1 pseudogene is annotated in these 510 nt (G+C 36.1%); it reads right to left on the reverse strand.

Annotated features, from left to right (window positions below):
- Positions 1-289 precede the first annotated feature (289 nt).
- Positions 290-510 (reverse strand): annotated as a pseudogene (locus ABN217_RS20485) (fatty acid metabolism transcriptional regulator FadR); the annotation flags it as partial.

Here is a 510-nt window from a genome sequence, read left to right on the forward strand (position 1 = left end):
GTGTATTCCCATTGATACTATAACTCGAATAGAAGCATTTAAGTGCTTTAAAACGCTTGATCTAGCTGCCATCAATGTAACAACGCCTCCTGAATCTATCGATGTCATGTTAGAGGTCGCTATCCCAGTAGACTGTACTCTTAATATCAATAACTAAAATTTTTATTAACCTATAACGAATACAAGCTTAACTAAGAAATTAATATTCAAATAGCTTGGTATAATTAATTATAGAAAAGATAAGAACCAGATTTAATTATAACTACTGGTTCCTATTGTATAATACTAATTAACGAACGTGAGCAAGATCATTAGGCATATTGCCTTGCATGCTATGCCAAATAGTGCCACTTTCTTTACCGTAGTTTCTCACGCATTCCATAATACGGTCATAGGCTTGCTCTCGACATAAGTTAGCAAGTTGCTGATAGAAGTTTAGCGCCAAACGCCTCGCTTCTGGATTAGAGAAATAATAGCGGCCTACCCTCGTGTATAGCCCTTTTAGGACAT

It is taken from the genome of Proteus sp. fly-1067 (assembly GCF_040139345.1).
Classification (GTDB): domain Bacteria; phylum Pseudomonadota; class Gammaproteobacteria; order Enterobacterales; family Enterobacteriaceae; genus Proteus; species Proteus vulgaris_B.